Consider the following 18170-nt stretch of genomic DNA (forward strand, 5'->3'; position numbering starts at 1 on the left):
AGCTACGAACGACGATGATCGCACCGGAGTTTCACGAATGGGCTGGTTCTCGATCGTGTTGAGGCATAAAATTGACGGAACACTTGCGGCCATGTCGAAGTGACAGGGTTCGCGGGTGTTCGGCAATCTTTCGCTTGCAACAAGGCGATCCGATGTTACGCCCCGAAGACAATCAACTGCCGAACAATTCGACGTGGTCGGATTCCGAGGACGTTCCGGCAGCCGGCAAGGATCAACGAACGATTGCCCGCTTCGGGAACGCTGCCGAGGCCGGTTTCTTTGCCCACGAACTCAGTCTAACGACAAACGTGCCGATCGATGTGCGTTGCGAAGACGACTATGACGCCGTCTCCGGTCATTGGTCGATTCGTTTTCTGCTTTGTGCTCCTGCATCTGAGGCCGACCAACTGTCTCGAACTCTGCAAACGCTGATCGAGCAGTCCGCCGACGACGAACTGTTCGCGTTACGAACGCCACCGCTTCGGAATGTGCCCAACGAGCAAGCGGTTCCGCTATCAAGTCGTCCTTTTCCATTGCCCGATGCAGAATCCGAAGGTGCCGAGTTTTGGCTGGAAAACAACCAACCGGGAGTCAACTGGTTGCCGATCGTATTGACGTTAGCAGCTGGTTCATTGGTGTTCTGGGGTTGGAAGAAACTCGAAGACCCGAAGCAACCACCAGTTGCCAAACCGCCGGGAAACCTACTTGACGAATCACTGTGGGAACAACTTTCGTTGACACCGGGAGACGTTTGGATTCAGCAAGACGAGTTCGGTCGACACGTCCGCGAATTGAAGATTGACCGCGACCGTCGAGGGGCTGTCTTGCGAGAAGATCTCGACGGCGATTCTCGTTTTGAACGCTCGATTCGACTGCAACGTCCCGCGTCGCGATGATCATTTCACGACACCCGAACCGGTCTTTATCAATGGTTGGTGTCGACTTTCTGACGAGTGAAACTGGAACGAACTCGACCTGTTAACCTGCGCACGCTTTCCCTGAATGGGGGTTGTGGGTTATTCTCTGCCTGCGTTCGGATGCCTAACGTAGTTCACATTTCTCTCGAACGAGTTCTGTGTTGTGGGAACGCGTAGGCAATCGCCATTTTGCATCCCCGCAGACACGAAACCTCGTGAGACGGTCTCTACTCCAGCCTTCAGGATGATGGTCATGTCGGATTCGAAGTCCCCTTCAGCGAGCTCATCTGCATCACCGGCGTCGAACGGCGACATTCCGGAAACCGTACCGTCATCAGGTCGCAAGCGAATTGTGATTCTCGGTGGTGGGTTTGGCGGCGTGTATGCGGCCATGGAACTCGAACGTCAGTTCCGTGGGCGAGACGATGTGGAAATCTCGCTCGTCAACAAAGAAAACTATTTCGTTTTCCAACCGATGCTCGCGGAAGTTGTCTCGGGTAGTATTGGGATCACCGATACCGTCAGTCCGATTCACCGTCTGTTACCGCGTACGAAACTCTACATTCGCGAAGTCGAGTCGATTGACCTTGCGAACCGCACTGTGACACTCAGCCCAGGCTTTTGGCCACGACCATTGCAATTGGAGTACGACCATCTCGTGCTCGCCCTCGGGACCGTGACCGACTTCCGAGGCATCCCCGGCATCTACGAGCATGCCTTGCCGTTCAAGAATCTCGCGGACGCCGTCAGCCTGCGGAACCATGTGATCCGCGTGTTGGAAGAAGCCGTCGTCGAGACCGATCTCCAGCACCGCAAAGAACTCTTGACGTTTGTCATCGCCGGGGGCGGTTATTCGGGCGTTGAAGTCGCTGCGGAACTGAACGACTTTCTTCGGGCAGTTGCAAAAGACTACCAAGGCGTAGAGCCGGAAGATATCCGTGTGATGCTCGTGCATTCCGGCAAGCGGATTCTCGAACGAGAGATTCCCGAAAAACTAGGCAACTACGCGCAAAATGTCATGAAAGATCGCGGGATGGAACTCGTGCTCGATAGCCGACTCCGCACCGCCACGCCCGATGCGGCTATCATCAAGAACAAGGAGACCGGCGAAGAAACCCGCGTGCCGACGAAAACCCTGATTTCGACCGTGCCCTCGATGCCGAACCCGATTATCGACACGCTTGAGTTGCCGAAAGAACGCGGGAAGATTTTGATCGATCAATACTTCCAAATCGAAGGTTTTCCCGAAGTGTCGGCCATTGGTGACTGTATGGCGATGCCCAGCCCGACCGGCGAAGGGTTCTGCCCGCCAACCGCGCAGCATGCGACACGACAGGCGAAAGTGCTGGCCCATAACATCAAAGCTCAGATGTTTGGCGGCGAGAAAAAGCGTTACACGTTCAAAGGTCTCGGGACGATGGGCTCGCTGGGGTATCACCGTGCGGTCGCGTTGTTGCTGAACCGGATTCCACTCGGTGGTCGCGGGACCGGTCTGATTGCGTGGATGATGTGGCGCACAGTTTATTGGATGAAGCTTCCCGGCTTCACACGGAAATTGAAAGTGGGTGCGGCGTGGTTTCTAGATCTCATCATCAAACCGGAAACGGTGCAATTGCGACTGGAGAGTGGCAACGCGATTTCCAAGGTCCACTTCGAACCTGGCGAAACCGTCTTCCGGCAAGGTGATCTCGGCGACTCGTTGTACATCATTCTGGAAGGTGAAGCGGAAGTCTTGGTGGAGAAGCCAGATGAAAGCGGGAACGTGACGCAAAACGTCGTCGCGAAACTCACACCCGGCGAATACTTCGGCGAGATGGCGTTGCTCAACAATCGCACGCGGAGTGCAACCGTGAGATGTCATAAACCGCTGAGCTTGCTCGCACTTCGCCAAGGCGATTTCCGAGCGTTGGTGTCGAACTTACCAGAGATGAAGGAAAGCTTCGAACGCGTCATGGAAGACCGCAGCCGAGAAAATTCCGACCCCGACGCCGAACCCGCTACAACCACCGATGGCAACCTGTAACCTGTCGGCTTAGTCGTGTCCTGGCACAAACTCGCTTTTGGAATCGAAAGCAGATGCTGGGAATTGGCTGATTTTGTGTTTTTCGAACGCAACCTAACGAACCATTGGATATGAAAAGAAGCTGGGTGGCATGCCCATCGCTCGGGATGGGCATGGGCTTGTGAAGCTTGAATGTCGAATCATGTCCACGCAAAGCCGTGGACATGCCACCCATTGATGAGGAACTTTTTTCAAGAGAACTAAGAAGGGCAATTCATAATGCGTTTGAGTGCGATTGTGTTGGCGGCGGTTGGTCTCTGGGCGTGTGACTTCGGCGTGGCAAACGCGGCCGATGAGCCGCCGGTTTTCGAACTTTGGCCGGACGGTGCACCTGGCGAGACAGGGGATATCGGCCCGGAAGAAGCGGTCAAACTACCCGCCGATGCCGCCCATCCTGTCACGCGAATCCACAACGTGACTAACCCTACACTGACCGTCTACAAGGCCCCGAAAGACAAAGACACGGGAGCCTCCATCGTGATTTGCCCAGGTGGCGGGTACAGCATTCTCGCATGGGATTTGGAAGGCATCGAAGTCGCCGAGTGGTTGAACTCGATCGGCGTCACCGGGGTGTTGCTGAAGTATCGTGTGCCCCGTCGGAAGGATCGCCCCAAACACGAAGCCCCACTTCAAGACGCACAACGTGCGATTCGCTTCACACGGGCCCATGCCGAAGAGTGGGGCCTCGATCCGGAACGCATCGGCATTCTTGGTTTTTCCGCCGGCGGGCATCTTTCCACAACCGCCCTGACCAACGGTGATCGGCCCGCTTACAAAAGCATCGACGACATCGACGAAGAAAGTCCGAAACCGAATTTTGGTGTCCTGATTTACCCGGCGTATCTCACCGGCGAACGAAATGCCAAAACCTACGGCAAGGAACTCTCCGAAGAAATCCGAGTGACTTCGGAAACGCCGCCGATCTTTATGGCACACGCTTATGATGACCGTATCACTCCCGCCGACACCGCTCGGCTGTTTATTGCCTTGAAGGAAGCAGGCGTGCCAGCGGAACTACACATCTACAATAGCGGTGGGCACGGTTTCGGATTGCGTCCGACCGACAATCCTGTTTCCACTTGGCCGGCACGTGCGGGTGAATGGATGCGACTTCGGGGTCTGCTCAAGAAGTCGAAGTAACCTGCGGTAAAAATGTGAGTGGAGAGTCGGGAGTCGCGGAAGCCGTTTTCGGGAAATCCTCACTCCCGGCACTCAAGACTCCCCGCTTGACGAAGCCGAATCCTCTAGCAGTTTCGGAAAGAATTGCGATAGACTAGGCGGATAACGCCAAGTGGAACCGCAACACAGGATGGACGACCCGATGGGTTTTGAAGATCGCGATTACGTTCGGGGTGGAGAACGTTCCTACACCGGTTCGCTGAATTCCGGAGGTTCGTTTGGCGGCGGCTACACCGGAATCGGTTTTCCACCGGTCGTCAAGTGGATCATTATTGCGAACGTCATCGTTTTCATTCTGCAAGTCGTTTGGACCAAAGAGCCAGACTACCGTGCCGAAATCGATCGGCGACTTCAGCAAGCCATCGATCGCGGAGTGCCCGCCGAAGTCGTCGAACGCGAACGGGAGCAACTCGAACGCTCGATTCAAGAGGCGGCTCGCATGGGCGGACTACCGAAGGAATCCGTCGTCGAAAACTGGTTCGAACTCGCACCCGATAAAGCGACCAAAGGGCTTCAAGTCTGGCGGTTCTTGACGTATGCGTTTTGTCATAGCCGGTATGACATCATGCATATTTTCTTCAATATGCTTTCGCTGTTCTTCTTCGCACCGGCGTTGGAACGAATGCTCGGTTCGCGGGAGTTTGCTTACTTTTACGTGTTTGCAGCCGTTTGCTCGGGGATTGCGTTCGCATTCTTCGAGATGTTCATGGGGAGTTTGACACCCGCGATCGGTGCGTCAGGCGCGGTCATGGGAGTGCTCGCGTTGTTCGCGTGGTATTTCCCCACTCACACCATTTTACTGTGGATGTTCCCGATCCAAGCCCGCGTGCTGGTGGCAATCTATGTGGTTTGGGACCTGTTCCCAGTGTTGCGGGAATTGGGCGGCAATCCGAGTCAAGACAACATCGCCCACATTGCACACTTAGGAGGATTGGTCTTTGGGCTAGCCTACGGAAAATTCCGCTGGCGATTGTCGAGCATCACGCAGAATTGGCAGGGAGTCCGTTTGACCAAACGAAAACCGAAGGGCGTCAAACTGTATAACCCCGTCGATGAACCCGAAACGAAGCTCGGGCCGCGTGATACGAAACTGGATGCAACCGTGGACGCCATCCTCGATAAAATTCATCGCGAAGGCGAAGCCAGCCTGACCGATCGCGAACGCGAAATTCTCAAAGAAGCCAGTCAGCGCTATAAAAAACCTTAGGGTTTGTCTCGAACCCTAACGTTGTTGTCGCACGGTAGTTCTGCTCGGATTGCCGCAGAAATTGGGCTGGCTAGATTCCATCTTTCGTGTCTCTCGCCTAAGATGAATCAATGTTGATCTGTCAATCATTATTGACAGTTGGCCTTCTTCGCTTCTCTTTGCGAAACCTTTGGGAGTTCCCGTGCAAATCCGATCCCTTATGTTGAACTCATTCGTGTTCAGCGCCGCCTTGTGTATCGCGTTGCCTCAAATTCACGCGGAATCCGAAAAGGACGATGCGAAAAAGACCGAGAACGCTCAGCCAGAGAAATCCGAGAAAAGCGAGAAGCCCGAAAAGGACGAGAATAAATTCGCTCTTCCCGAGGAACCGACCCTAGAGAACCTTTCGAACTTCATCGAAGAAACGCAAAAAACGCGTCCCACTTCAGTGGAAGAACTGATGGCGATGCAATCGGCCTTGGATGAAGCGGCAACGAAAATTCTTGCGATGAAAGATGTGCCGGTCGCGGAAGCCGGAGCGGCGTTTGAAGTTCGTATGACCGCTCTGCAGTGGAAAACCCGGTTTGGTGACAAGTCAGCCGCCGACGCGCGGAAAGAACTCGCCGAAAAGTACAAGAACGACGAACGTCCATTGATCGCGAGCTTGGCGAAGAACGTTCTATTGCAGACGCGAATCCAAGCGGCCCCGAAACTTTCGAAAGAGGATCGGAACGCCCTCATCAATGACGTGTTCGCGGATGCCGAGAAAGACGGTCTCAGCATGGCGAACTTCCGTCCGGCTTACATGTTGGCTCAGACATTGGAACGCAGCCCCGCTTCTGACGCTGCTGCAGCCATCTACGAACGACTCGCGAAACTCGCTCGGACCAGTGAAGACGAACAACTCTCGAACTACGCCGAAACCTTCCAAGGGACTGCTCGCCGACTTGGCCTTCTGGGCAACACGATGGAGCTGAAAGGCAAAACCGTTGAGGACAAACCGTTCAACTGGGAGAGCTATCGTGGGAAAGTTGTGCTGGTGGACTTCTGGGCCACTTGGTGCGGACCATGTATCGCCGAAATCCCGAACATGATGAAGCACTACGAAGCCTATCACGATAAAGGTTTCGAGATCGTCGGCATCAACCAAGACGAGAATATCGCCGCCGTTCAGAAATTCCTTACCGAACGAGAACTGCCTTGGACCACGGTTTGGGCCGAAGGTCAGCCGAATGCCGAGTACTATGGCATCAACGCGATTCCCACGATGATCTTGGTCGATCGCGACGGCAAGGTCGTCGAGTTGCAAGCTCGCGGGCAACGACTCGATGCGAAGCTTCGTGAGCTGCTCGGTCCGCCGAAGACCGACGAGGATGAAGCGAAAGACGAAGCCAAAGATCAGGCCAAAACGGAAGCGAAGTAATCCCACCCATCGCCCAGAGGATGTTCGTTACCCTCTGGGCGTGTTTTGCTACAGAATTTCAACAGACGTGCTGCCATCGTTTGGCAACCCATGACAGAACCGGAACCGTCCGACGACATTCAAGCTCATCTGTGTCAGCGAGTTCGCGAACTTCGTAAGGATCGCGGGTGGAGTTTGGATGCGCTGTCGGCGGCATGTGGCGTGTCACGCAGTATGCTGAGTCAGATCGAACGCGGACAGGCGAACCCCACACTCGCGGTGACAGCGCGGATCGCACGGGCGTTCGAGATGTCGATCGGCGATCTCATCGAAGCGCCGGAAGCTTCATCGAAGATCTCCGTCATTCGTGCGGAAGACCGGCAGTATCATTATCGCTCCGACGAATTCTGCACAATTCGTACGTTGAGTCCGTTGCACTTGGAGAAGGACGTCGAGTTCTACCAAGTCACATTCCGTAGCGGCGGAGTGCTGAAGAGTGCCGCCCATTTCGAGGGGACTCGGGAGTTTCTCACCGTCGAAAAGGGACGGGTGCGTGTCATCAGTGCGGGAGACACGATCGAACTCTCCAAAGGCGACTCCGCCAGTTATCGTGCCGACGTGCCTCACGCGATCGAAAACGCAGGACGCAGTGAAGCGGTGATTTTTCTCGTCGACATCTATCGGTCGAGTTAATCGCTTGGTTCGGTACTTCGTTTACGGAACCGGTGGGGGAGTAATGGCGTTGATGGCGGCGGCCAAGTCAAGCAATTCTTCCACCAATGCCTTACGAACCGCGACCAATCCCACGATCACGCCTATTCCGATGATGGTCACGAGCAGCAAGTACTCCACAAACACAGAACCGCGTCGCTTCGAAGAACCGGTTTTTTGACGAAGATTCCGCATCGGTCGAATCCAAAATGAACTACAAGTGCTGTTAGAGAGACGGAGTAAGGAAACTCTTATGCAATCTCCATACCGTTTCTGCGATGGCACTGGTTGGTCTTGGAATTCCTAGGAAAGCTGGGTTTCAGCGGGAAATCGACCGTGTTTCTGAGCGACAACCTCGCTCCCGAATGAGTCAGATGCGCTAACCGACGGTAACGGCCGCATCCCGGCGGACACAGAGTTGACGCGAAAAACTCCTTCCCGTCCGCAACTCAGTTCGCGAGGGACAGGTCTCGGAAAATTCCCGCGACGGCACGCGTTGTGCAGTTTCGAACGTTGGAAGATCGTGGGTTTCTTTTGCTGAGTAGGTCAATGATTTTGGATCAGCTTCTGACACGCAAACCAGGTCGTTGCCGTGGTTTGTTCTTGTTGCTCATGATTTCATGCGGATGTTTTGCGGGGTGCGGACCGCAAAGTGATTTGCATGGTCGCTGGTTCAATGGCGATCTGTCGTTGCGATTCCTTCCGGATGGTCACGTATTGATGAACTCCCGGGCGACCGGTCTTGTCCAAGGTGTTTATCTCTATGAACCTCTGCCCTCCTCGGCGTCGGCGTCCGCGGAGTTGCGGCCGAATTTGCAACTGTTCTTTGCGGATCGCCAGATCAATCTCCAAGCGATTCATGTCGGTTCCCAACGCTTGAACATCACGGAAATTGCCGCCAACTCGCGTCGTAATCCCTTGCGAGCAAAACAGATTCTCAAGAAAGCCCCCCCGGAAGATGAACGAAGCATGCAGTTGGAACAGCGTCGACCGTTAGTCTCCGCGAGTGGTAGCAACACATAGACATGACTTGAGTTGTGGAATGTGACTTTAGGTGAAAATGGGAGTCTTTCTTTCGTCAAAACCGGAAGAAGCGATCCAACCGGTACAAATTCCGTAAACTTCCAACCGCTCTTATGCCGAATAATCTGAACAGGAGATTGGGTCCACGATCGCGTTGGATTCGCTCAATCACTGTTCACCGACCGGCATCGTCGCCGACTACCGGGTGCCGCGGGAGGCGAATGCGCTTCAGGGAGGGAAGTTATGGTGCCGAGGATTTGGAAACGGTTGACCGCTTGTTGTGTGACCTGGACCGTGTCTGTGGCGGGGATGGCAACCGATGCCACTGCCCAGCAACCCGCGGTTCCGCCACCTTCATTGCAGGTGGAAGAAAAAGTTCAGTCGCTGGTGGAGGAAATCCTCACGACTGAAGTTGAACTGGAAGTTCAAAAGCGACGAGCCAAGATTCTGCGGATGAAGAAAGCGATCTTCCGTACCGCGGTTGCCGACCCGACAATCGTCGAGATCGTGCCCTTCGGTGCTCGCGAAGTCGAGTTCATCGGGAAAGAGACTGGCAGCACGACTGTCACCATCTGGACCGGTACCGAGCAGGAACCGCAGTTGTTGACAATTTTGATCACCGTCACCAAAGATGACGCGGTCGCCGATCGTCGACAACTCGAGTATTCCGAACTTGAATCCATGATCAACGAGTTGTTTCCGAACAGTCGGATTCAACTGATTCCGGTGGCAGATAAAGTTATCATTCGCGGCCAAGCCCGCGACGAAGAAGAAGCCACGCAAATCCTGTCATTGCTCCGTCAGAATACTGGCGGCGGGTCAGGTGCCGGACTCGGCGGTGGCGCTTTCACACCGGTTTCCGACGGCACTGTTGCAGAACCGTTCCCGGATGCCGGCACGCTTCCACGAGCGTCGTTGATCAACATGCTCGAAGTGCCGGGCGAAAAGCAAGTGATGCTTAAGGTGCGGATCGCCGAACTCAAACGGTCGGCCATGCGACAACTGGGCTCCGATTTTAGTTTCGACGTCGGCGATTTCGCGTTCAATTCGGTTTTGGCCGGTGGCGGAAACCTGAGTTTGTCCGGTACGTTCGATAACGACAGCTTCTCGCTGATGCTGCGAGCTTTGGAAACCAACGGTTCCGCTCAAATTTTGGCGGAACCGAACTTGGTCGTCATCAGCGGTCGAACAGCAACGTTCCTCGCTGGTGGGGAATTTGCAGTTCCCACGACCGTCGGCATCGGCGGTGTTGGTGCAGCAACGACGTCTTTCAAGAGCTTCGGTACACAACTCGCCTTCACGCCCACGGTGTTGGACAAGGATCGTATCCGGCTTCAAGTCGCTCCGACGTTCAGTACGCTGAACCCGGAAAACTCTGTCGGAGGGATTCCCGGGCTCGACTCGCGAACCGTCAGCACGGTGGTCGATATGCGGGAAGGCCAAGTCTTCGCGATTGCTGGGTTGTTGCAAGAACAGCAACGTGGCGACATCAGCCGAATTCCAATTCTGGGTAGCATCCCTGGCTTGAATACGTTGCTAGCGAATCGTTCGATTTCGCGAGACGAGACGGAACTTCTCATTCTCGTCAGCCCGGAACTTGTTCATCCGTTGGAACCAGAACAAGCCCCCGTGATTCTTCCGGGAATGGAAGTGACCGAACCAAACGATTTGGATTTCTATTGGTATGGGGACATCGAAGGTCGTCCGAACCATCACCACCGGAGCACGGTTTGGCCGCTGTACCGCAGCCGACTGCGACGTTGCGGTGGTGTGGAAGGTGTCCGAGCGACGGATGAATATTACATCGAGGGACCGGTTGGTTTCTCGCCATAACGACTCGGTATGTCTGGGGTCGGGATTTCGTCACGAAGCCGCTCGTCGATGACGAGCCAACAAGCCGCCAGCAGTCTGGATGACCCGCGGCTGGACCAAATCAAACACGTCGCCGGCGAACCTTCGCACAGGCCGCCGTGGCAATGAGAAAGGATTCCCAATCATGCCGATGGATCAAGTACGCCGCATCGCGGCCGTCATGGCAGCCACCTGGATTGCTAGTCATTCCGTAGGCTGCTCGTATGCAACGAAATGTTACAACATGGGGGACTTCACCCCAAATCCGCAGGGAACGATCAGCGATCCCGTGTGGCAGCAGCAAGAGGCAAACGCCGAAGCATCGGACTTCGTAATTCACGAACACGAGTGGACCGACGAAGGTGTGGTGCTCAACAGAGCGGGTATGGATCACCTGAAAAAGATCGCTGCCCGCAGTGCGGAAACTCCGTTCTCGATTCTGGTCGAACGGTCCACGATGGGTGTTGATCCCAACTCCCAATATGGATATCCGGTCAACAGCAATCACGGCTTGGACATGGCTCGCCGAGCCGCAATTGTCGAAGCCTTGGCATCGATGGGCGTCGCCGACGCGGAAGCTCGCGTGTATGTCTCGCCTGCTCTGACTCCAGGTTTCGAAGGCAACGAAGCCGAAAGTGCTTACCGTCGTGGATTCAGCAACGCCGGGGGCAATGGCTTCGGCTTTGGCGGATTCTTCGGTGGTGGCGGACTCGGTGGAATTGGCGGCGGCTTTGGCGGTGGTGGCTTCGGTTTCTAGATCATAGCGATCAAGCGAGTGCCCGCCGGTTTCGATCGGCGGGTTTTCGTTCGTTCTGCGTCATAGTTGTGTCTTCAACGGATGAGTGAAGTCCGAGGCTTCGGTTTCTCTCTGGAAATCAAAACATCATGCAGAAAACTTGGATACGACTCATACTGGCACCGGCGGTGATGAGTATCGCCGTATGCGGATGTGCGAACATCTCCGATCGAGCAACGCCAAAGTTGGGCTCAGCCGAACACGCGAACAACGAATTCCAAGTTCGCATGAGTATGGCTCGTCTTCATGAACGTCAGGGTGAACTCGCGAAAGCCCGGATGATGTACGAGCAATTGCTGAGTCAAAAGCCCGATAGTGCAGAGATTCACCATCGACTCATGGTGATCTACACACGCTTGGATCAGCCAGCGTTGGCCACTCAGGAATTCGATCTCGCGAGAGGGTTGAATCCGAACAACGCGGATCTATTTGCCGATCGCGGCTACGCGTTGTACCTCGCCGGTGAATTGGAACAAGCAGAAACACTGCTCAAACAAGCGTACCAATTGGACTCGCAAAACGAACGGATCGTAATCAACCTTGCGACCGTGACGGGCGCAATGGGGCGGATTGACGAGAGCTGGAGCTTGTTTCGACGTGTGCTCGACGATGCGGAAGCGCATGCGAATGTCGGTTTTGTGTTGATGCAGCGAGGCGAACTCGGCCTGGCGAAGAAACACTATTCCATCGCATTGGATCTCGATCCCAAGTCCTCGGCTGCTAAAAACGCCTTGGTGCAAATTGCGCAATGGGAACAAAAGCAACGGACTGCCAAACCTCGTGTAGTCAAAGCAACACCGGAACCCGAACAAACTGCGACTGCTAGAGTTGAACTGGCATCCGCACAAGTGGTCGCAAGTCCGCAACCATCACCAGAGGCAACTCCTTGGTTTGGTAGCACCCACGTCACACTTGAACCATCACCGCCGGTGGTCCCGGCACGCATCGGTGTTCCACAGCAAGACGCAGGTGAACACTCCGCCGAAACACGTTGGCAACTCCCGACTGCAGTGAACCACGGTCAATAGTCGGATTCGTGTTCAGTTTGCGGATGGTGTTTCGTTTGCAGGGAGTTCGCTGTACGTTTCTGGGTTCAGAACTCCACCGACATCGTGAGCGTCTTGCAGGAAGTTCTTGAGCTGTAGGACCGGCGGACCTAGTAGCAAAATAAACACCGGCGGCGCTAAGCAGAAGATGACCGGGAACAGCATGCGAATGCTCGTTTTACTGGCCCGTTCTTCCGCTCTTTGACGCTGTTGGCGACGCACGCTGTCCGCGAACTCTGTGACTGCGACAGCGACGTGCGTTCCGAGTCGTTCTGTTTGACTCACCAATGTCGCCAACGCATTGACGTCGGGCGTGTTCAATCGTCGGGCAAACTCACGGAGTGCCTTTGGCATCGTGTCGGCTTCCGAATGTCGTCGGACGACTTCCAATTCGACCGCCAGATCCGGGTGGAAGAATTCCACTTCCTGGGCTACCCGTTCCAATGCGCCACGCAAGGGAAGGCCTCCGGTGAGGCACATGCGGACCATATCCAATGCGTCCGGTAGCCCGGTTTCGATGCGGTTTAGTCTTGCGCGAGCCTGAATTTTCAGAATCAAGCGTGGAAGTACATACGCCAACGTTGCACAGGCGGTTGTGGCGATCAGCATGAGCTTGGGAACGGCAGTGCCTGGGTCCGCAGCCACTGCGGCCGTCCCCCCCATGATCGCAAGTCCGACAACGATCGTATTCCGTGTCGCCAAGAATTCGATCGCTGCGAACGACGCGTAATATCCGCCGCGTTTTAACTCTTGTTCCAGCCGATCCAATCCATCATCCGAAACCGGCAACAAGCCCGCTAGCGAACGTCGAAGTTTCCCGGGCGTTTTTCGCAATCCCGGTTCGTACATATCACTGATATGCCGAACCCGTTTACGACCCGCCAGTGCCGTCATGCCGACCCAGTACATCACCGCGGTAATGCCTAGGAACCATGTAAGAAACGTCGGATCTCTGAACCAAGTCATTCAATCGTCTTTCTAGTGTCCTGATTCAAAGTCTAGTGCATCCAATGATCGTCATTGGTCTCGAACTTGTGAGAGCCGAGAAATTTGGACTAGTCGTATCCTTTTGGGATGTGGAAGCCAAAGTCGGGTCTAGTCAACTTGTCGAAGCAAGGCCAAGACCCACACGATACCGACGATTTCCAGAATGATCGCAATCCCTAACATCACACGACCAATAGGATCGTTAAACAAACTCGCTAGATGTTCACGATGGAACACGAACATAAACAGGTAGGCGAGCGGTGCAATCAAAGTGACTAGCATAGTCGACGCACGACCGGCTCCCGTGCTAGCACGCGTTTGTCGTTGAGCATTGATTCGATCACGGACAACGCCAGACATTCGTTCAAGCGTTTCCGGCAAGTTCCCACCGTTTTGACGTTGCACGACGAGGGTGGTCGTGAGAATTCGCATGTCCATTGTCCGAATGCGATTCCCAAGCGAACGCATGACCTCTGCGAACGAACGCCCCAAACTCAACTCGCGACTGCAGCGACGAAACTCGCGGCCGAGTGTGCCGTCTAATTCGTCACCAACGAGCTGAATGGCTTGTTCTGAATTCTGCCCCGCCCGACAAGCCCGAGAGAGCATGTCTAACACGTGTGGCATCTGTTCTCGTATTTCTCGGAAACGTCGTGTCCGCTGAATCGAAAACGTGATGAGCGGCAGTGTCATCCCGAACAACCCACCCGCGATAGCCGCCAAGACTTCATCGCTGTAGATCCAGAGACTTCCACCAACGAGCAGGCCACTCAACACAACGAGTAAAAACGCAGCGTTTGGTGAATCGACGCTGTTTGACTCAAGAACTAGCCGATCGAACGCTTGATCCACTTTGCCGAGTAGTGTGGTGGCCGGCTTCTGATCGAAGACGGTTCGTGGCCGCCGAAGGCTGCTCCGCCGACCATTTGGCAGGGATGGGTGCGTCGCCCGTTTGGGGGCCAGCAAATCACGTAGCACCAGACCGATGGCAACGGCTAGAAAACTAACCGAACCGAAGGTGATTAAAATGGTGAGGTTGGCACCCATCAGTTGCTCTCAAGTCGAATCTGTTTACGCCGAACTGCAACAGTTGTCCTTAACTGCGGACGGGGATGTGTCGTTTATCGAACATTTCGTCAGGCAGACGAATGCCGGCGGCTCGCAACCGAGATAGGCACATCGGACGGTAGCCGGTGACGAAGAATTCGCCCTGAGCGATTCCCGTGTCGTCCACGCCGGTCTGCTCGAATCCGAAGATGTCTTCGAGATGTAAGCCGCCGTCGCGAAGCCCGGTAATTTCCGAGATTCGCATCACACGTCGGACCCCGCCTTTCAGACGCGAGAGGTGCACTACAAGTGCGATCCCGGAAGCAATGTATTGTCGTACCACGGGAATCGGCAGTTCGAAGCCAGCCATCGCGACCATCAATTCCAGGCGTGCCAAGGCATCGCGAGTATCGTTGGCGTGAATGGTCGTCAACGAGCCTTCATGCCCGGTGTTCATCGCTTGCAGCATGTCGAGAGCCTCAGCTCCCCGAACTTCGCCGATGATGATGCGGTCCGGTCGCATCCGCAAACTATTGCGAACCAACGAGCGTTGCGAAACTTCGCCAGTACCTTCAGTGTTTGCCGGTCGAGTTTCCATCCGGATCACATGCCGGTGCAACAAACGGAGTTCGGCGGAGTCCTCGACGGTAATCAGTCGCTCGTCGCCTGGGATGAACTGCGTGAGTGCGTTCATCAGCGTTGTCTTCCCGGCACCGGTTCCGCCGGAAATCAGGAAACTCACACGGGCCTCGATCGCGGCGGCGAGAAACTCGACCATATCCGCATGAATCGAATGGCCGTCGATTAAGTCTTCGACTTGCAGCGGTCGTTTGCCGAAGCGTCGAATCGACAACGTGGGGCCATCGAGTGCTAGCGGAGGCACGACGGCATTGATTCGACTTCCATCAGGCAGACGGGCATCGACCATCGGGCTGACTTCGTCGATCCGACGCCCGACCCGCGAAACGATCCGTTGAATGATTCGCATCAGGTGGTCGTTGTCGGCGAAGATGACGTCGGACTTTTCCAACCGTCCGTGCTGTTCCACGTAGACTTCATGTGGGTGATTCACTAGCACGTCGCTGATGCGATCATCCTTCATCAAGCATTCGATTGGGCCTAACCCGAAGACTTCATCGTAGAGTTCATCGAGCAACCGCGTGCGATCGTCGACGGAGATATTCGGAGCCTCCTCGGCGACCACCTCGGCACCGACAGCCCGGACTTCCTCTTCCAACTCCGCTTGTGGAATATGAGCCAACATGGACAGATCGAGCGCGTCGACCAAACGCTCGTGGACAAGAACTTTCAGCTTTTGGAAACGGAGTTCGCTTTCGTCGACCAACTCTTGGTCATCGGAAGGCTCCACCATGACTGTTCGAGACTGCATGGACGCCACCGAAACACTCCTGCCTAGATCACAGACGATCTGTTGGTGTCGACGGCAAACGTGAATGTGACCGAGCGTCCATTCGCCGACGAACAACCGTGTAGGTTTTATCGATATTCAAAAAGGACTCAGCCGCCTGCCGAAGTTGTGCCGAGAGCGTCATCGTCCGACGAGACGGTCTGCATCTGTCTGCTGTATTTTTGCGATGGCTTTGGTCCGACAAGCGGCGTCGAGATCAGCGGACGATTGATCAGCCGCCCCGGTGCCGTTGCAGAACCGGCTTGTTCGAATGTCAGCACATCCTTTTGGCTACCGCGGTAAACTTCCATTTTGACGGGTTTCGGCTTCGGCGGTGTGCCGAGTAAGTCATCGAGACTGACCTGATCCGAACCGGCCAAAACTCGGTCTGTCCCGAACTGCCAGGTGCTGGCTTGAGTGGCGGCTGGTTGAATTTGCTGCACAGGCATCAAACCGACCGGACCAACATTCGGGTTTCGTGCCATGGCATTTGCCATCGCTCGCAGCCGGGCATTTGGATTGAGGGCTGGGTCGCGAACGTCGACTGGCATGGTGTCGAGTTCGTCGTTCGGATTTCGCAATGTCAAAGAGAGCTCTCCGCGACCTTCCACCACTTTGAGGACCTTCGCCTGCATGGGTGTGACCGCCAGAGTCACCCGACCATCGCTTTCCAGTTCGACACTTTTTTCCGCGATGATGTTCCGGTTGACTGATAACACTTGGATGCGCTCCAAGAGGGTAACAGTTACTTCCGGGCGATCTTCCGTCGCGACCGAGCGAAACAGCACATCGACATAACTTCCCGGTCGCGCAAAACCTTCCACAGCACCCACATCCTCGATCGGCACGGTGACAGCTCGATAACCCTCTTCCAACCGATCCGCAATCCCCGGCCCAGAGCCGTCGGGATAAAAGTTTGTAGTCAGAAACGCCTCACCTTGCTTCATATCCGTTCGTAGAACTCGCTCCTCGATTTGTGCCGCAGACCGCATATACGGCATGCCCGCGTATTTACTCTTCGCGAATTGCTCCGGTGTGAACTGAAGCATTGCAATTCCGTTTTGAGTCACCGTTTGACCAGACTCTAACTCATACGCAGCCACGGGAACGACGAAGTTATTTGCTGGAGCCTGCGGAACGGGCGGCAACGTCGGCCGGCCGGTTTCAATGCTCTGACGGACTACATACGCTCCGCCTAGACCAACCATCACGGCAAACAAGAGAATCGTCAATGTACCTGAACTAACTCGAGCCATCCGCTCATTCTCCTACCCGAACGCGATCACACGTCTTGGGGACATTGAGGTTTCATTGAGTGTTGAAGAGAGAGTGGCTGACTGAGGTTGCCGCATCATTCAGCCGTTACATTCGCTATGCAATCGATGTACCGAACGCTGGTGAATCTACTCGGGCGTTGCATCGAGTGGTCCGCCACCACCGCCAGCGACACCAGCACCTTCCGGGTTTGCCGGCAAACAGATATCAATCCCGGCTGGTTCCGAACCGGCCGGATCCGCCACGGGCGCACCATCAACAAAACCGAAACTGAAAATAGTCCCGCTGATCGTGCAGTTGACTGTGTAACTCTGATCGATGTTTTGCAACGCTAGACTCAGGTCGCCAAATTCTTGGACGACGGAATCACGAACTGCGGTCAATCCAGCAATCATACCGATCGCCACAACTGTGACCAAAAAGATGTATGTCACAGGCTGAACAACACCCCGGTCGTCGTCCAGAAACCTTTGCCACAGACTTCGATATGCATTTTGGGGGCTTACCACGACGCGTCACCTGTCACGAATTTCGAAGATGCGAAGAAAATTAGCTCTCCGAGACCTCTAAGATTTGACTCGTATATCCGCAAAATCCGTTCCAAAACTGTCGCCGCCCGTTATGGATCCAGATTGATAACCCAAAGCACCTTGCGGAGATCGCTGCGACTAAATCGCCTTGACTGTTTTCACCAGTTAAGAAAGTCAGCGAGGCAACTACATGAGTTGCCTCGCTGTATCGCTGCATTCAACTACAACTCTCGGCGGAATTATTCTGGAGTCGCAGCGACGATGCAGATGTCGATACACTGAGCGGCGATTGCCGGTGTATCGTTGTTGGCGTCGTCGATTTCGCAGAAGTCGCCTTCATCGGAGAAGATCGAGCCAGCGGTGCTGGAGCAGTGACCGGTGATCGCACCGAAGGAGAAGCTTTGGTTGACGTCGCCGACGGCAGCACCAACGTCGGCGAGTTCGCCAACGACGGCATCACGGACAGCAGTCAAACCAGCAATTAAGCCAATGACGACGATCGTCGCGATTAGCACAAGTTCGCTGGAAACGATGAAGCCAGCTTCATCATTCCACAATTGAGTAAGAGTTTTCATGTGATGGTTTTCCGTTAAGATAGAAACATGTGTTTGATGCGGCGGTGCCTGACTGAAGTTGCACACCCAGGTCAGGTGCCGCGTCTCTTTGACAACTGGCCAGTTGATACCATCCCGTTATGCACCTTGCGTGCCAAGATTGTTCAGTTTGTTAAACACTTTGATTAACTGGCGA

General features: G+C 54.9%; 17 protein-coding genes. 10 read left to right on the plus strand and 7 right to left on the minus strand.

Annotation, left to right across the window (positions count from 1 at the left end; all coding sequences use genetic code 11):
* Positions 1-152: 152 nt before the first annotated feature.
* The 6 genes from AC5DDB_RS24825 (at position 153) to AC5DDB_RS24850 (ending at position 7439) form a co-directional block, all read left to right on the plus strand.
* Positions 153-896, plus strand: coding sequence for a hypothetical protein (locus AC5DDB_RS24825; RefSeq protein ID WP_491742452.1), 744 nt, complete (start codon positions 153-155; stop codon positions 894-896).
* Between the two features lie 274 nt (positions 897-1170).
* The gene (locus AC5DDB_RS24830) at positions 1171-2940 is read left to right on the plus strand and encodes an FAD-dependent oxidoreductase (RefSeq protein WP_491742453.1); all 1770 of its coding nucleotides are present in this window, start codon (positions 1171-1173) and stop codon (positions 2938-2940) included.
* A gap of 258 nt (positions 2941-3198) precedes the next feature.
* Complete coding sequence (locus tag AC5DDB_RS24835) at positions 3199-4119, plus strand: alpha/beta hydrolase (RefSeq protein ID WP_491742454.1); 921 nt, start codon at positions 3199-3201, stop codon at positions 4117-4119.
* Between the two features lie 181 nt (positions 4120-4300).
* Entirely contained in the window at positions 4301-5365 is a 1065-nt protein-coding gene (locus AC5DDB_RS24840) for a rhomboid family intramembrane serine protease (RefSeq protein ID WP_491742455.1), read from the plus strand.
* Between the two features lie 199 nt (positions 5366-5564).
* Positions 5565-6767 (plus strand): TlpA family protein disulfide reductase, encoded by a 1203-nt coding sequence (locus tag AC5DDB_RS24845; RefSeq protein ID WP_491742456.1) that lies wholly within the window; start codon positions 5565-5567, stop codon positions 6765-6767.
* A 90-nt stretch (positions 6768-6857) separates the two neighbouring features.
* Positions 6858-7439, plus strand: a complete 582-nt coding sequence (locus AC5DDB_RS24850; RefSeq protein WP_491742457.1) for a helix-turn-helix domain-containing protein — start codon at positions 6858-6860, stop codon at positions 7437-7439.
* Positions 7440-7460: 21 nt separating this feature from the next.
* On the opposite strand, the gene AC5DDB_RS24855 is transcribed toward AC5DDB_RS24850, so the two are convergent.
* Entirely contained in the window at positions 7461-7652 is a 192-nt protein-coding gene (locus AC5DDB_RS24855; protein ID WP_491742458.1) for a hypothetical protein, read from the minus strand.
* Between the two features lie 354 nt (positions 7653-8006).
* Here AC5DDB_RS24855 and AC5DDB_RS24860 point away from each other — a divergent pair, with 354 nt between their 5' ends.
* From AC5DDB_RS24860 to AC5DDB_RS24875, 4 genes are all read left to right on the plus strand, one after another.
* Positions 8007-8480 carry a hypothetical protein gene (locus AC5DDB_RS24860; RefSeq protein WP_491742459.1) on the plus strand — a complete coding sequence of 158 codons (474 nt, stop codon included), beginning with the start codon at positions 8007-8009 and terminating at the stop codon, positions 8478-8480.
* Positions 8481-8723: 243 nt separating this feature from the next.
* On the plus strand, positions 8724-10313 hold the full coding sequence (locus AC5DDB_RS24865) for a type II and III secretion system protein family protein (RefSeq protein ID WP_491742460.1): 1590 nt from the start codon (positions 8724-8726) through the stop codon (positions 10311-10313).
* Positions 10314-10476: 163 nt separating this feature from the next.
* Positions 10477-11088 carry a hypothetical protein gene (locus AC5DDB_RS24870; RefSeq protein WP_491742461.1) on the plus strand — a complete coding sequence of 204 codons (612 nt, stop codon included), beginning with the start codon at positions 10477-10479 and terminating at the stop codon, positions 11086-11088.
* Between the two features lie 128 nt (positions 11089-11216).
* Positions 11217-12155: a tetratricopeptide repeat protein gene (locus AC5DDB_RS24875; protein WP_491742462.1), complete on the plus strand. Its 939-nt coding sequence runs from the start codon at positions 11217-11219 to the stop codon at positions 12153-12155.
* Positions 12156-12167: 12 nt separating this feature from the next.
* Here AC5DDB_RS24875 and AC5DDB_RS24880 read toward each other — a convergent pair whose 3' ends face one another.
* The 6 genes from AC5DDB_RS24880 to AC5DDB_RS24905 form a co-directional block, all read right to left on the minus strand.
* The gene (locus tag AC5DDB_RS24880) at positions 12168-13139 is read right to left on the minus strand and encodes a type II secretion system F family protein (protein WP_491742463.1); all 972 of its coding nucleotides are present in this window, start codon (positions 13137-13139) and stop codon (positions 12168-12170) included.
* Positions 13140-13268: 129 nt separating this feature from the next.
* A complete protein-coding gene (locus tag AC5DDB_RS24885) occupies positions 13269-14207 on the minus strand; it encodes a type II secretion system F family protein (RefSeq protein ID WP_491742464.1) in 939 nt (312 codons plus the stop codon).
* Between the two features lie 49 nt (positions 14208-14256).
* The gene (locus AC5DDB_RS24890) at positions 14257-15597 is read right to left on the minus strand and encodes a TadA family conjugal transfer-associated ATPase (RefSeq protein WP_491742465.1); all 1341 of its coding nucleotides are present in this window, start codon (positions 15595-15597) and stop codon (positions 14257-14259) included.
* Positions 15598-15725: 128 nt separating this feature from the next.
* Positions 15726-16871, minus strand: a complete 1146-nt coding sequence (gene cpaB / locus AC5DDB_RS24895; protein WP_491742466.1) for a Flp pilus assembly protein CpaB — start codon at positions 16869-16871, stop codon at positions 15726-15728.
* A 147-nt stretch (positions 16872-17018) separates the two neighbouring features.
* Positions 17019-17399 (minus strand): hypothetical protein, encoded by a 381-nt coding sequence (locus AC5DDB_RS24900; RefSeq protein WP_491742467.1) that lies wholly within the window; start codon positions 17397-17399, stop codon positions 17019-17021.
* Between the two features lie 260 nt (positions 17400-17659).
* Positions 17660-17995, minus strand: coding sequence for a hypothetical protein (locus AC5DDB_RS24905; RefSeq protein ID WP_491742468.1), 336 nt, complete (start codon positions 17993-17995; stop codon positions 17660-17662).
* Between the last annotated feature and the right edge of the window lie 175 nt (positions 17996-18170).

The organism is Thalassoroseus sp., from assembly GCF_984380535.1.

Bases quoted from the DNA above. Each gene is read 5' to 3' on its own strand.
- AC5DDB_RS24825 (WP_491742452.1), top strand. From the start codon at position 153: ATGTTACGCCCCGAAGACAATCAACTGCCGAACAATTCGACGTGGTCG.
- AC5DDB_RS24830 (WP_491742453.1), top strand. From the start codon at position 1,171: ATGTCGGATTCGAAGTCCCCTTCAGCGAGCTCATCTGCATCACCGGCG.
- AC5DDB_RS24835 (WP_491742454.1), top strand. From the start codon at position 3,199: ATGCGTTTGAGTGCGATTGTGTTGGCGGCGGTTGGTCTCTGGGCGTGT.
- AC5DDB_RS24840 (WP_491742455.1), top strand. From the start codon at position 4,301: ATGGGTTTTGAAGATCGCGATTACGTTCGGGGTGGAGAACGTTCCTAC.
- AC5DDB_RS24845 (WP_491742456.1), top strand. From the start codon at position 5,565: ATGTTGAACTCATTCGTGTTCAGCGCCGCCTTGTGTATCGCGTTGCCT.
- AC5DDB_RS24850 (WP_491742457.1), top strand. From the start codon at position 6,858: ATGACAGAACCGGAACCGTCCGACGACATTCAAGCTCATCTGTGTCAG.
- AC5DDB_RS24855 (WP_491742458.1), bottom strand. From the start codon at position 7,652: ATGCGGAATCTTCGTCAAAAAACCGGTTCTTCGAAGCGACGCGGTTCT.
- AC5DDB_RS24860 (WP_491742459.1), top strand. From the start codon at position 8,007: ATGATTTTGGATCAGCTTCTGACACGCAAACCAGGTCGTTGCCGTGGT.
- AC5DDB_RS24865 (WP_491742460.1), top strand. From the start codon at position 8,724: ATGGTGCCGAGGATTTGGAAACGGTTGACCGCTTGTTGTGTGACCTGG.
- AC5DDB_RS24870 (WP_491742461.1), top strand. From the start codon at position 10,477: ATGCCGATGGATCAAGTACGCCGCATCGCGGCCGTCATGGCAGCCACC.
- AC5DDB_RS24875 (WP_491742462.1), top strand. From the start codon at position 11,217: ATGCAGAAAACTTGGATACGACTCATACTGGCACCGGCGGTGATGAGT.
- AC5DDB_RS24880 (WP_491742463.1), bottom strand. From the start codon at position 13,139: ATGACTTGGTTCAGAGATCCGACGTTTCTTACATGGTTCCTAGGCATT.
- AC5DDB_RS24885 (WP_491742464.1), bottom strand. From the start codon at position 14,207: ATGGGTGCCAACCTCACCATTTTAATCACCTTCGGTTCGGTTAGTTTT.
- AC5DDB_RS24890 (WP_491742465.1), bottom strand. From the start codon at position 15,597: ATGCAGTCTCGAACAGTCATGGTGGAGCCTTCCGATGACCAAGAGTTG.
- cpaB (WP_491742466.1), bottom strand. From the start codon at position 16,871: ATGGCTCGAGTTAGTTCAGGTACATTGACGATTCTCTTGTTTGCCGTG.
- AC5DDB_RS24905 (WP_491742468.1), bottom strand. From the start codon at position 17,995: ATGAAAACTCTTACTCAATTGTGGAATGATGAAGCTGGCTTCATCGTT.